11 protein-coding genes and 1 pseudogene are annotated in these 12950 nt (G+C 70.9%); 5 read left to right on the top strand and 7 right to left on the bottom strand.

Annotated elements, in window-relative coordinates; translation table 11 throughout:
- Window positions 1-7: 7 nt before the first annotated feature.
- Entirely contained in the window at window positions 8-2011 is a 2004-nt protein-coding gene (locus AC0N04_RS02710) for a sigma-54-dependent Fis family transcriptional regulator (protein WP_474278347.1), read from the bottom strand.
- A gap of 161 nt (window positions 2012-2172) precedes the next feature.
- On the opposite strand from AC0N04_RS02710, the gene AC0N04_RS02705 reads away from it, so the two are divergent.
- Window positions 2173-3201 carry an NAD(+)/NADH kinase gene (locus tag AC0N04_RS02705; protein WP_474278345.1) on the top strand — a complete coding sequence of 343 codons (1029 nt, stop codon included), beginning with the start codon at window positions 2173-2175 and terminating at the stop codon, window positions 3199-3201.
- Here AC0N04_RS02705 and AC0N04_RS02700 read toward each other — a convergent pair.
- The 5 genes and pseudogenes from AC0N04_RS02700 to AC0N04_RS02680 all read right to left on the bottom strand — a co-directional run.
- A complete protein-coding gene (locus tag AC0N04_RS02700) occupies window positions 3167-3922 on the bottom strand; it encodes a lipoate--protein ligase family protein (RefSeq protein ID WP_474278343.1) in 756 nt (251 codons plus the stop codon). The two genes, AC0N04_RS02705 and AC0N04_RS02700, sit on opposite strands and share 35 nt — an antisense overlap.
- Window positions 3923-3933: 11 nt before the next feature.
- Window positions 3934-4179, bottom strand: coding sequence for a biotin/lipoyl-containing protein (locus tag AC0N04_RS02695; RefSeq protein WP_474278341.1), 246 nt, complete (start codon window positions 4177-4179; stop codon window positions 3934-3936).
- On the bottom strand, window positions 4176-5216 hold the full coding sequence (locus tag AC0N04_RS02690; RefSeq protein ID WP_474278339.1) for an alpha-ketoacid dehydrogenase subunit beta: 1041 nt from the start codon (window positions 5214-5216) through the stop codon (window positions 4176-4178). Before AC0N04_RS02690 ends, AC0N04_RS02695 begins: the two co-directional genes overlap by 4 nt.
- A gap of 17 nt (window positions 5217-5233) precedes the next feature.
- Window positions 5234-6241, bottom strand: coding sequence for a thiamine pyrophosphate-dependent dehydrogenase E1 component subunit alpha (locus tag AC0N04_RS02685; RefSeq protein WP_474278337.1), 1008 nt, complete (start codon window positions 6239-6241; stop codon window positions 5234-5236).
- 355 nt (window positions 6242-6596) lie between these two features.
- Window positions 6597-6686, bottom strand: a pseudogene (locus AC0N04_RS02680) (amidase family protein); the annotation flags it as partial.
- A gap of 313 nt (window positions 6687-6999) precedes the next feature.
- Here AC0N04_RS02680 and AC0N04_RS02675 point away from each other — a divergent pair.
- Window positions 7000-7734 carry a glycine zipper 2TM domain-containing protein gene (locus AC0N04_RS02675; protein ID WP_474278335.1) on the top strand — a complete coding sequence of 245 codons (735 nt, stop codon included), beginning with the start codon at window positions 7000-7002 and terminating at the stop codon, window positions 7732-7734.
- A gap of 178 nt (window positions 7735-7912) precedes the next feature.
- Entirely contained in the window at window positions 7913-8449 is a 537-nt protein-coding gene (locus AC0N04_RS02670) for an FxDxF family PEP-CTERM protein (protein ID WP_474278333.1), read from the top strand.
- 78 nt (window positions 8450-8527) lie between these two features.
- On the opposite strand, the gene AC0N04_RS02665 is transcribed toward AC0N04_RS02670, so the two are convergent.
- Complete coding sequence (locus AC0N04_RS02665; RefSeq protein WP_474278331.1) at window positions 8528-9034, bottom strand: hypothetical protein; 507 nt, start codon at window positions 9032-9034, stop codon at window positions 8528-8530.
- A 449-nt stretch (window positions 9035-9483) separates the two neighbouring features.
- Between AC0N04_RS02665 and AC0N04_RS02660 the strand changes: the two genes are divergently transcribed.
- Complete coding sequence (locus tag AC0N04_RS02660; RefSeq protein WP_474278329.1) at window positions 9484-10152, top strand: helix-turn-helix transcriptional regulator; 669 nt, start codon at window positions 9484-9486, stop codon at window positions 10150-10152.
- Window positions 10153-10221: 69 nt separating this feature from the next.
- Window positions 10222-12912, top strand: coding sequence for a cation-translocating P-type ATPase (locus AC0N04_RS02655; RefSeq protein ID WP_474278327.1), 2691 nt, complete (start codon window positions 10222-10224; stop codon window positions 12910-12912).
- Window positions 12913-12950 lie beyond the last annotated feature (38 nt).

Here is a 12950-nt window from a genome sequence, read left to right as displayed (position 1 = left end):
GATGGGTTCAATCGAGGCGGTTGGGTTCGACGATCTGGTGCATGGCCATGCGCCGGTAGACGGTCGAGCGCGAGACCCCCAGGCTGCGGGCCACATCACTGACGTTCCAGTGGTGCGCTTTCAAGGCCGCCAGCAGTGTGCCATGTGATCGTGCCGGTGACAGCGCCTGGGCGTCCGGTCCGCCGTCATCCCAGCTGCGCGAGGCCAAGCGCGGGGGCGGCAGCACGACGTGCGACGTGTTGACGATCTCCGCAGGCAGCTGGGCCAGGTCGATCGGCTCGCCGGCGGCCAGGGCCAACGCGGCGCGCAGTACGTTTCGCAGTTGCCGGATGTTTCCGGGCCACCGGTAGCTCAGCAGCAAGGCACGGGCGGCCAGCGACAGGCGGGCTGCAGCCCGGTCCTGGCGCGCAGCCTCCTCGGCCAACACGGCGTCTACCAGATGTCCGAGATCGCGGCGCTCGCGCAGCGGCGGCAGGCGGAGGGCCAGCCCGTTCAGGCGGTAGTACAGGTCGAGCCGAAACTGACCCGAGGCCACCAGCGAGGGCAGGTCGCGGTGCGTCGCGCAAATGATCTGCAGGTCCACCGCCACCTCGCGCTCGGCCCCAAGCGGCAGCACCTGGCGTTCGGACAGCACCCGCAGCAGCCGGGTCTGCAGCGCAAGGGGCATGTCGCCGATTTCGTCCAGGAACAAGGTGCCGCCATGGGCCTGGGCGAACTTGCCGCGCGCGCCCTTGGCACGCGCTCCGGTGAAGGCGCCTTCGCTGTGGCCGAACAGTTCGCTCTCGATCAAGGTCTCTGGAATGGCCGAACAGTTCAGTGCCACGAAGGGCGCCGCAGCCCGCAGGCTGGCATCGTGCAGGGCGCGTGCAAACGCATCCTTGCCGGTGCCCGATTCGCCTTGAAGCAGCACGGCGACGCCCTTGTCCACGATTCGCCGTGCCTTGTCCACCTCGGCTTGCATCTGCGGGTCCTGCCCGGCCAGCTCGTCCAGGCCGAGGCGATCGCCATGTGCGGGAGCGGTCGTCGGCGTCGGCCCCGGTTGTCTGCGAGGCCTGAGCGCCGCGGCGGGCGATGCGGCCTGCCGCGGCGGCCGGGGCCCACGGGCCAGCGCGAAACACTGGCTGCCTGAGGACTGCAGCGTCAGCGCCAGGGGGGCGGCGCCCGGAGCCGCGGCAGCGCTGGTCAGTTCCTCATAGCGCACGCCGAACAAGTCCTCCACATGCGTGCCCAACAGCGATGCCGGGCTGCGCCCCATGTCGTGCACGAACCGCTGATTGGCTGCCACGACATGGCCGGCGCCATCGAGCGCGAGCAGGCCCTCGGTGGCGACCTCCAGGAATTCGCGCCGGCCGCTGGTGCGCAGCACCAGATGGCGCTCGAACTGACGCAGGAAGTGGGCGTTCTCGATCATCTTGGCAGTGGCATGGACCAGCTTCAGCACCAAGTGCTGGCTGTTGCGGTCGCCGGGCGAATGAAGAGCCGAGGCGTCCAGCACCGCGATCAACTGGCCGTCGGGCGCAAAGATCGGCGCCGCGCTGCAGGTGAGCAAGCTGTTGTTGGCCAGGAAGTGCTCGCCGTGATGGACCGTGATCGGCAGGTGGTCGACCAGCGCCATGCCGACCGCGCAAGTACCCTCGTGGTCCTCGGTCCAGCAGCCGCCCACGGCCAAGCCGGCGCGACGGGCCTCGCGCTCCACGCCGGGGTTGTTGATGAACTCGACCGCCACGCCATGGGCATCGGTCAAGAGCACCACGTAGCCGACGTCGCGGATTTGCAGGAACAGCGACTCCATGCCGCTTCGCGCCAGGTTCAGCAGCGGCTCCATCGGCTCGCGGTGATCGCGCAGCGCCGAGGCTGACAGCACGCGCGGCTGGCCGTGCGCAGGATCGAGTCCGTGGACGTTGAGCGAGCGCTGGCGCGATCGCCTGAGCAAGGCGTCCACGCTGGGCGCGCCGGACCCGAACGAAGGCCCCGGCGTCGCCACCGGGAGGGAAGCTGGTACGTGCGTCATCGGCATGTCTCCATCACCCCGGCGTCGTCGCGCCGTCGACGGCCATCGTACTCGCCGAGGCGCGCCGTGCGCCATGGCACCGATGTTGCTCGTGGCCATTCATTGATCTGGGACCACGGCACGCCATGCAGCCACCGTTTTCGAGGCCTCCTGGCACGCCCTTGGCCGTTGGCGTCATCGCGAATCCGGCGTCCGGCCGCGATGTCAGGCGTCTGCTGGGCTGGGCCTCGGTCTTTCCGACGTCGGAAAAAGTGAACGTGATCCTGCGCCTGCTGTGCGCCATGGGCAGCCTGGGGGTGGACGAGGCCTGGATGCCGCCCGATGCGGCGGGCATCGCCCTGAAGGTGAGCGAGGCGGCTGACCTGGCGCGCAAGCGGCCCGACCACCCGGCCGCGATGCCCAAGGTGCGCGTGCTGGACATGCCGCTGCGCGATGGCGCTGCCGACAGCATCGAGGCCGCCACGCGCTTGCGCGGGCTCGGCGTGCGGTTGATGGCGGTGCTTGGGGGCGACGGCACTCACCGTGCGGTCGCCCGCGGCTGCGGCGACATTCCGCTGGCCACGCTCTCCACCGGCACGAACAACGCCTTTCCGCTGCGATGCGACGCCACGCTGGCCGGCATGGCCGGGGCCTTGTTCATCCGCGGGCTGGTGCCGGCCAGCGTCGCACTGCGTGCCAACAAGCGCCTGCGCCTGAGCGGCGACGGCGTGGACGAGCAGGCGCTGGTCGACATCTGCCTCACCCGCCAGCTGGGCACGGGCGCGCGCGCCGTGGGGCGCGGCGAGGACTTGTGCGACCTGTACGCCACCTTCGCCGAGCCCACGGCGCTCGGACTCTCGGCGATTGCCGCGATGGCGCACCCCGTGTCCCGGGACGATCCGTTCGGCGTGCACGTGCATTTCGGACCGGGCCGAGTGCTGCTGGCACCGCTGATGCCGGGCACCGTTGAAGCCGTGACGGTGGCGGGTCTGCGCCGCCTGTGGCCGGGGGGGCCGGTCGCACTGCCTGCCATGCAGGGGACCGTGGCGCTGGACGGCGAACGAGAATTGGAGGTCGACGTCCGGTCCGCGCTGCAGGTCGAGCTCGACGGGTTCGGGCCTCGTACTTTGAACGTTGCGGCCACGCTGGAGTACGCGGCCCGCCATGGCCTGATGTTCACCGATCCCGGGTCGATGGCACTGCCGGATTGAGCGCCGCCGAGAGTTCGGCGGCCAGGTTTTGGCACAGCACCTCGGCCGGGTCCTGGTTTCCGCCCGGCGAGGCCTGAGTCTGGTGACGCGAGCTGAGCAGGTCCGTGGTGAGCCGGTCCAGCCGTTTCGCATCGCCAGCCGGCCGGTCACAGCACGCGCACAGGATCTCCCACGGCGGCGGCGCCAACAGCACGCCCCCCACCAGCAGCACACGTTCGCGCCGGCGCACCTGGGCCAGGCCGGCGATCTTGCGATCACCCACGAAGACCTCCCACGGCGAAATCCCGCCGAAACAGGCCCAATCCAGAGGAGGCGCCTGCGATGCACCGGGCAGCGCATGAAGTTGCGCCGGCCCCCGTGCCGTGGCGTCGACCCCGCAGCCTTGCAGGGCCCGCGCCACGGCCTCGCCCAGCCCGCGGTAGCTGGCGACCACACCGCCACCCACCCACGCAGAGGCGGCTGGCAGCACCGCCGAGATCCCCAGCATCCAGGGTCCGACCAGCACCGCGCCGCCTCCCGCCGCGCGGCTGAGCACGTCGATGTCTGGCACCGATGCGCGGCCTGCCACCTCGGCCAGCAGGTGGCGCTGCGAGCGTCCCAGCACCACCGCCGTCTCGAGGTAGCCCCACAGCCGCCACTCCGGGCGCGCGACAGGGGCGATCAGCGCCTGCTCGTTCCAGAGCTGCTCTTGCGCCGCCGAGACCCAGGTAACCCGTCTCACCCGGGCATCGCTCAGGGCGTCAACCGGGCCAACACCTCGCCCGGGCTGAAGGTCGCGTCTTTGGCCACCAGGATGCGATCGACCACGCCGTCCGTTGGCGCCTGAATCTCCAACGTGCTCTTGATCAGGACCACGGTGGCCAGCGTCTGGCCGGCTCGAACACGCTCGCCTTCGCTCACCTGCCAGGCGTCCATCAACGCCTGCGTGCCGGGTTCGATGTCCTTCCAGGCCTCCGGAGCCAGCACCACGTCGGTCATACTGCCACCATCGCCGGCACGGGAGCCTGCATCAGGGCACGCACGGCGTGCTCGATGGCATCGACCTGCGGAATGACGAACTGCTCCAGCGGGCGGCTGTAGGGGATGGGCACATCCGGTACGGCCAGCCGCTTGACGGGCGCTTTCAGCGCCACGCTGTCCAGGTTTTCGGCGATCAGCGCGGCAATCTCGCCGGACAGGCCGAAGCTCAGGTAATCCTCGTCCGCCACGAGCAGGCGCCCGGTCTTGCGCACCGAAGCCAGCACCGTGGCGCGGTCCAGCGGAACCAGGGTGCGCAGGTCGATCACCTCGGCCTGGATGCCCGAGGCCGCCAGCCGCTGGGCCGCGATCTGGGCCTTGTGGACCATCTGGCTGAGTGTGACGATGCTCGCATCTGCACCCTCACGCACCACGCGGGCCTGGCCGAAGGGCAGGGTGTACTGTTCCTGCGGAACCTCCGTGGTGCTGCCTTCGAAGTACGCCATCCAGGGCAGGCCCATGATGCCTTTGTGGAACATGAACATCACCGGGTTGTCGTCGCGAATGGCCTGCGTCATCAAGCCCTTGGCGTCGTACGCGTTGGACGGCACCACCACCTTCAGGCCAGGCAGGTGGGCGAAGGTGCCGTACAGGCACTGCGAGTGCTGGGCCGCGTCGTTGTAGCCGCCGCCGATCGCGGTCATCAACACCACGGGAAGCTGGACGTTGCCGCCGGCCATGTAGGTGTTCTTGGCCATGTGGTTGTAGATCATGTCCATGCACACGCCGAAGAAGTCGACGAACATCAGTTCCACGACCGGGCGCAGGCCGGCGGCTGCGGCGCCGATGGCCGTGCCGATGAACGCCGTCTCGGAGATCGGCGTGTCCATGATCCTTTCCTTGCCGTGCAGCGCCAGCAGCCCGCCGGTGGCGCCGAAGATGCCGCCGTACTTGCCGATGTCCTCGCCCATCACGAAGACGTCGGGATCGCGCTGGATTTCCTGCGAGATGGCCTCGGAAATGGCGGCGGCCATCGTCAGCTTGCGTGTCGTGCTCATGGTGTGGGCTCCGAGGTTCAGTGGAAGACGTGCAGCAGCGCGTCCTCGGGCTTCGGGTAGGGGCTGGTGCGGCCGTATTCGTAGGCCTCCGTGATGCGCGCGCTCACGCGCTGGCGCAGGGCCGCGTCGCGGGCATCGTCCAGCAGGCCCAGCTTGCGCAGGTGCTCGCCCAGGCGCGGGATGGGGTCATGGCGGCGAAGTTCATCGACCTCGCCCTTGGGACGGTATGTCTCGGCGTCGCCCTGAAAGTGGCCGAGGTACCGGTCGGTCTTGACCTCCAGCAGCGAGGGCCCTTCACCGCGCCGGGCCCGTGCGACCGCCGCGCCGGCCGCCTCGTAGACCGCGAGCGCGTCGTTCTGCTCGACCAGCACGCCCGGAATGCCGTAGCCGGCGGCGCGGTCGGCGTTCCACGCCACCGACGTGGAGTCGGCCTTCTCGACCGAGATTGCGTACTTGTTGTCCTCGCAGACGAAGATGACCGGCAGCCGCCAGAGGGCGGCCAAGTTCAGCGATTCGTGAAATGAGCCCTGATTGCTGGCGCCGTCGCCGAAGAAGGCCACAGCGACCCAATCCTTGCCGCGCTTCTTGGCGGCCAGGCCCGCGCCGCAGGCCGGCGGCAGGCTGGCGCCGATGATGCCGCTGCAGCTGAATTTATGCACCGGATCGAACAAATGCATGTGCCCGCCCTTGCCGCGGCCGAGTCCGGTGTCCTTGCCGAACATCTCCGCCGTCATGGGCTTGAGCGGCACGCCCTTGGCGATCGCGAAGTGGTGGGGGCGGTGCGTGCCCACCACCGTGTCGTCATCGCTCAGGTGGGCGCACACGCCGACGGCCACCGGCTCCTGGCCGGCCGCCAGGTGCATCTCGCCAGGCACCGGCCCCCCGCCGATGTCGAAGGCCAGTCCCTTCTGGATGGCGGGCGGCAGTTTGCCTTCGAGATAGACCTTGGCCATGGTCTCCTCGTACTCGCGGATCTCGATCATCGTCTCGTACATCCAGAGCTTGCGCTCGGCACTGGCATCCATGAGGGTCTCCTTGTAACTCTGTCGGGCGACTGAGAGGACGTTGGCCGCGCAGGCGCCTCTGGCGCACTGCACGTCCGACGTCGGCACAAATCGCGTATGCAGAGGATGTGCCAAGTGGCGCGCTGCCCGCTGGCCATCGGTGGCAGGTACGCCGTACCCCGGACAGCCAGGCGTGGACGCGGCGACGGAGGGTGTCCCGGTGCGACAGGTGTGTCGCGCCAGGTGTTGCGGATGCGACGCGAACCTCGACCGACGCGACGGGAGAACCACCGCATGGCGCTCGGCGACCCACGGGTGCGTCGCACGCCGGCCCTTCGATGCAGGCGGCGATCTCGGTCGGGTCGCCGACGAGGTCGTTGAATCCCGCCGGCCCGCGGCCCAAGCCGGCCGTGTCGGTGCCCAGCGCCAACGGCACCAGCCCGCGCGCCACGACTGAGGCCGAGCCGAAGCTTGAGCCGGGGTCACCGCTGACCTAGGCCCCCGTCGAAGCGGTTGGGCACCTCGCCGTGGGGCGAGCGAGTGTCCACCAGTCCCGTGGCGAACGGTGGTCCAGGGCGGTCTTGCCCATCGGCACTGCGCCGGCGTCGAACAGGCGCCGCACTACCACGGCGTCGCGATCGGCCCGCCTGAAACACGCGAAGCAGCTTGTTACGGTGCGTCGCCGCAGCGGTGCGATGCTGCGCCCCTGTCGCGTGCCGGGCCGATCCCGGCATGCATGGTTCGGCGACGCCGCCGGTTCGGCGGCAGGAGAGATCAACATGTCCAACATTCCTTCAACGGGTGCTTCTTCCGCCACGGGTTTCAGCCGCCTGGCCTTGCTGGGCGGCGGGGTCGCGCTGACGGCCGTCGGCCTGGCGGCCGGGCTGGCGCTGCGGCGGCCGGCTGCGTCGCCGGAGCCGACACCGGTGGTGGCCATGGCACCGGCGGGCGCGGCGTCCTTGCCGGCGCCGGTCTACTCGCCCGCCACCGCAACGGCGCCCGCGCCCGCGGCGCGCGGCGCCCAGGTCGCGCCACGGCAGCAGCCCGAGCGGTCGTCGGGTCGTGAGGTGGCGCGTGGCTCGTCCGCCGAGCCCGCGTATCGCATGGGCACCCAGCCGGTGGTGGCCTGCGCGTCCTGCGGCGTGGTCGAGTCGGTTCGGGCGGTCCAGCAAAAGGGCCAGGGCACCGGCCTGGGCGCGGTGGCCGGCGGCGTGGTGGGCGGCCTGCTGGGCAACCGCTTCGGCGGCGGCAACGGCCGCTCGGCGATGACGCTGCTCGGGGCCGTGGGTGGCGGCATGGCCGGCAACGAGATCGAGAAGCGCCAGCGCAGCAAGACCGTGTACGAGGTGCGCGTGCGCATGGACAGCGGCGCGGTGCGCAGCTTCACCGAGAGCACCGCGCCGGCGACCGGCACCCGGGTGCAGGTGGAAGGGCACCAGTTGCGCGCGCTGTCGTCGGACGGCCCGGCCGTCGCACCCGCTGCCACACCCGGCGACGGTGCCGCGAACATCTGAGCCTGCGCCGGCGCCTCTGCCGGACGGTGCGGCCAGCCTCATCACAGTTGATGAGGCGCTGGCCGGCCGGCGCACCGTGCCTTGGGCAGCTCTTGCTATAAACCGTCCGGCGCGACCATCGTCGCGCGTCGACATCCGGTGAGATCACAGTCCACCGCCATCAAGCAAGGGAACGGTCATGTCATTCAAATCTTCGTTCGTCGCCGCGTCGGCGGCCTTCGCGCTGGCGGCCGGGCTGAGCGCGCCGGCACAGGCCTCGGTGACCAACTGGGGCACGGTCAGCTCGGGCCTGGTTTCCAGCGGCCCGGTGTCGGTCGCGCCGGGCAGCTTTGAGGACGTCTACAACTTCACGTTGGGCGGGACGGGCGCCAGCACCAGCATTGCGGCGAGCTCGTTCGACTACACGCAGCTGTTCAACACCGCCGGCACCGTGGCGCTCTACTCGGGCACGTCCACCGGCTCGGCGGCGGGCTTCACGCAGATCGGCAGCGGCTTCAGCTTTGGCGGCACCAAGGGTCAAGGCAGCTTCTCGGGGCTGGCGCCCGGCCACTATTTCTTCGACGTGTCCGGCGTCGCGTCGGGCCTCTATGGGGGCAACTACACCGCCACGGCGGCCTTCACGACGGCGCCGGTCCCGGAGCCGAAGTCGTTGGCGCTGATGCTGGCCGGCCTGGTGATGCTGGGCACGCTGGCCAAACGCCGCAAGCTGGGTTGAGCGTTCCGGTACGGCCCGGACGGGGTCGGTCAACGCAGGGGCCTTCGGGCCCCGATTTTTTTCAGTGGGGGGTAGCGTTCATCGGCCTGCCTGAAGCCGCTCAGGTCGATGGTTGCCGTGGGCGTGTGCCTGGAAGAACGCCGTGACCACGGTGGCGTCCACCACCAGGGCCCACATCGGCGCGTCGGGACAGGCGGTGGCAGGCATGCCCATCAAGGCCCACAGCGATCCGAGCTCGACACCGGCGATCACGAGCAAGGGTTGATCGAGCCCGGCCCAGGTGGCGAGAAACACCAGCGGCAGGCCGATCGTGCCCAGGCCGAGCGCGCCGACCACGAACGCCTCTGCGCTGGCCGCGAAGCAGCCGGCCAGCCCGTGGGCCAGAACGGTGGCCGCTCGCGAGGCGCTCGATCCCGGCAGCGCGGCTTCGAGTGCCAGCTCGCTCACCGACAGCGCCAGCGTCAGCGCCGGTGGCACCCAGGCCGCCGACCACACACCCCGGAACGCGCGGTCCAGCGCCGAGCGCAGTCCCGTCCGCTTGAACCGCGACAGGCACTCGAACGGGGAGAAAGACCAGGCGTGCACGACACCCGCAGAGCAGGTTGCGGGCCCGGCGGCCAGACGATCGCCGCGAAGGGGGTGTCGCCGTTCTGGCACGGACAGTGAACCGGCCGCGCGCCCGTGACGCGCGGTCACAACGGGTCGCAGAAGCTTTGCACGGGACACCGATGCCGGACACATGGCAGCCATTCCGAGCGCGCACGATCCACAGGACTGTGCAAGCTTTTGCGCATCTCGTTGCGCACCTCGTTGCGTCCTTCCATCGCCTTTCTTTCGCGCCGCTTCCTCGTACGCCATCGGCCGCCGCGGCGGTGGATCCCTGCCCTGCCGGTCGGCCTCGTGGTCGGTCGTGCCGGGAACGGGTCTTGCCCCAGCCATCGATACCGATCATCGCCAGACAACTGCGTCCCATGACGACACCGCAGCACAGCATGCCAGGCTGCGACCCATCGCCGGGGTGACCACCTGACTCCATGAGCACCCCTTTGCTGCCCAAGTTCGAACAACTGCTGACCTACGTCGGTCCCGAGCGGCGACGCCATGCGCAGTCGCTGCCCCGGCTGCTGCTCGCCGTCCTCGACGAGGTCGACCACGGCTTGCTGGTGGTGTCGCCCGACGGCGCAGTGCTGTATGCCAACCACGCCGCACGCAAGGAACTGGCCGAACCGGGCGCGCCGCTGAGCCTGCAAGGCCAGCGCCTGGTTGCGACCGATGCGGGGGAGCAGGCCGCCTTGAGCGCGACCCTCGCGACCGCCGGCGCCCGGCAACTCCGCAGCCTGGTCACGCTGCAAGCCCCAGGCGGGTCGTGCACCGCCTCGGTGATCCCGTTGCCGGCGGTGCCGGGCCGGCCCGGCCTGGCGGCCTTGCTGGTCAAGCTGGGGCGGCGCCAGATGGTGCAGGCCTTGTCGCTGCAGGCGTTCGCACAGGTGCATGGTCTGACCGGCCGCGAACAGGACATCCTGTCCGCGCTGTGCGGCGGCGAGCGTCCGACCGAGATCGCCGCCCGCATGGGCCTGGCACTGGCGACGGTGCGCACGCACATCCACAACCTGCGCCGCAAGGCCGGCGCGGCGGACGTGCTGTCGCTGGTCCGCATGGCGGCAGCCTTGCCGCCGATGGTAGGCGCGCTGCGCTCGGCCTGACCCGGGGGCCGGTCCCCGCGGCCGGTTTGATCCGCGTCCATCCCTTGGAGGGCTGGACGACGAGAGTCCATGGCGCCGCACGCCGTGCCGCGATACTGGAGCCATGGCGTCAAGCCGATGCGGGAGCCGTCGATGGATGAGAGGGAGGGCCTGAGCGAACCCGGCGATGCCGAGGCCGGGCTGAGCAGCGCCGAGGCGGCGCGGCGCCTGGCGGCAGACGGACCCAACACCTTGCCCGGCGGTGGGCGCCGCACGCTCTGGGCGATTGCGGCGGAAACCGTCCGCGAGCCGATGTTCCTGCTGCTGCTGGCAGCCGGCACGCTGTACCTGATGTTCGGCGACCTGCAGGAAGGCCTGACGCTGTTCGGCTTCGTGCTGGTCACGCTCGGCTTGACGCTGTTCCAGGAGGGCAAGACCGAGCGCGCGATCGAGGCGCTGCGCGATCTGGCCAGCCCGCGGGCCCTGGTCGTCCGCGACGGTCGGCCGCTGCGCATCGCCGGCCGCGACGTGGTGCGGGGCGATCTGCTGCAGCTCAACGAAGGCGACCGGGTGGCGGCCGACGCGTGGCTGGTCGCCGCCGATGGGCTGCAGGCGGACGAATCGCTGCTCACCGGCGAGGCCGTGCCGGTGAGCAAGATCGCCACCGGTTCGACGCCCCCGCTGGCGGCCGCGGGAACCGAGCCCGTGCGGCCCGGCGGCGATGAACTGCCCTGGGTCTACGCCGGCACGCTGATCGTGCAGGGCCACGGCCGGGCGCGCGTCACCGCGACCGGCGCCGGCAGCGAGATCGGCCGCATCGGCGCCGCGCTCGGCACGCTGGGCCTGGAGCGTTCGACGCTGCAACTGCAGACGGCGGCCCTGGTGCGCAACCTGGCGCTGCTGGCCCTGGGGCTGAGCCTGGCGCTGGTGCTGGTGCAGGGGTGGCTGCGCGGCGACTGGCTGGCCGCGCTGCTGGCCGGCATCGCGCTGGCGATGGCGATGCTGCCCGAGGAATACCCGGTCGTGCTGACCGTGTTCCCGGCGCTCGGGGCGCGCCGCCTGTCGCGCGCCGGCGTGCTGACGCGACGGATCAACGCGATCGAGACGCTGGGGGCCACCACCGTGCTGTGCACCGACAAGACCGGCACGCTGACCGAGAACCGCATGACGGTGGCGCGACTGGTGGCCGGCGGGACCGCGCTGGAGGCGTCGCTGGATCTGGCGGCGCCTGGGCTGCGCGAGCTGCCCGAGGCGTTTCACGGCCTGGTCGAGCATGCGATCCTGGCCAGCCGGGTCGATCCGTTCGACCCGATGGAGCAGGCCTTCCATCGGCTCGGCGAGCGCTTCCTGGCCCAGACCGAGCACCTCCACCGCGATTGGACGCTGGAGCAGACCTACGCGCTGAGCCCGGCGCTGCGCGCGATGTCGCACGGCTGGTCCACGCCGGTGGGAGGCGCCCGGATCGTGGCCGCGAAGGGGGCGCCGGAAGCGGTGATCGAGTTATGCCATCTGGACCGGGCGGCGCAGGCGCGCATCGCCGCCGCGGTCGACGGGCTGGCGGCCGACGGCTTGCGGGTGCTGGCCGTGGCCCGTGGCCGCTTCGACGGCGGGGCGTGGCCGGACTCCGAGCATGACCTCGACTTCGAGTTCGTCGGCTTGCTGGGGTTGTCGGATCCGCTGCGGGCCCAGGTGCCGGACGCGATGGCCGAGTTTCGCAGCGCGGGCATCCGCGTCGTGATGATCACCGGCGACTATCCGGCCACCGCGCGGGCGATCGCGCGGCAGGCCGGATTGATCGGCGTGGGCGAGGATCCGGGCGCGGTGCTGGGCGGCGACGAACTGGGCGCGCTCGACGACGAAGCGCTGCGCGCGCGCATGACCCGCGTCCGCGTCTGCGCGCGCATCGCGCCCGAACAGAAGCTGCGCATCGTGCAGGCGCTGAAGGCCGACGGCGAGATCGTCGCGATGACCGGCGACGGCGTCAACGACGCCCCGGCGCTGCGCGCCGCGCACGTGGGCATCGCCATGGGCGGGCGCGGCACCGACGTGGCCCGCGAGGCGGCGTCGCTGGTGCTGCTGAACGACGACTTCACGGCCATCGTGCAAGGGGTCCGGCTGGGACGCCGGATCTTCGAGAACCTGCGCCATTCGATGTCCTACATCCTCGCGGTGCACGTGCCGATCGCCGGCATGGCGTTGTTGCCGGCGCTGCTGGGCTGGCCTGCCTTGCTGTACCCGATGCACATCGCTTTCCTGGAATTGATCATCGACCCGGCCTGTTCGCTGGCCTTCGAGAACGAACCGGAGGCGAGCGACGTGATGCGGCGGCCGCCGCGCGATGCCCGGGCGCCGCTGTTCGGCGGGGCCACGCTGGGGCTGGCGCTGCTGCAGGGCGTGGGGGTGCTGGCGGTGGTGCTGGCGGCCTACGCCTGGGCCCATGGGCGCCTGCCCGACGCCGAGGCACGGGCCTTCGCCTTCGCCACGCTGGTGATCGCCAATCTGACGCTGATCTTTTCCAACCGGTCCGGCACGAAGCCGCTGTGGGCCACGTTGCGGGCACCGAACGCGATGCTGTGGTCGGTCGCCGCGTTGGCCTTGCTGTTGCTGGGGGCGGCGCTGTACCTGCCGTGGGCGGTCGGCGTGCTGCGCTTCGCGCCCTTGCCGGCCCACGAGGCTGCGGCGGCCGTGGCGCTCGGCCTGCTGGGCGTGCTGTGGTTCGAGGGAGTCAAGGCGTTGCGGCGGGCGCTTGGCGCGGGCGCGACGCGGTCGCGCCCGACCTGACCTCGTCGGCGACGCCCGGCCGGGGGAGGGGCGTGCGA

Source organism: Ideonella sp. sgz306126 (assembly GCF_056032705.1).
The sequence above is the reverse complement of the archived record's forward strand: the minus strand, read 5'-3'. Positions and strand labels throughout refer to the sequence as shown.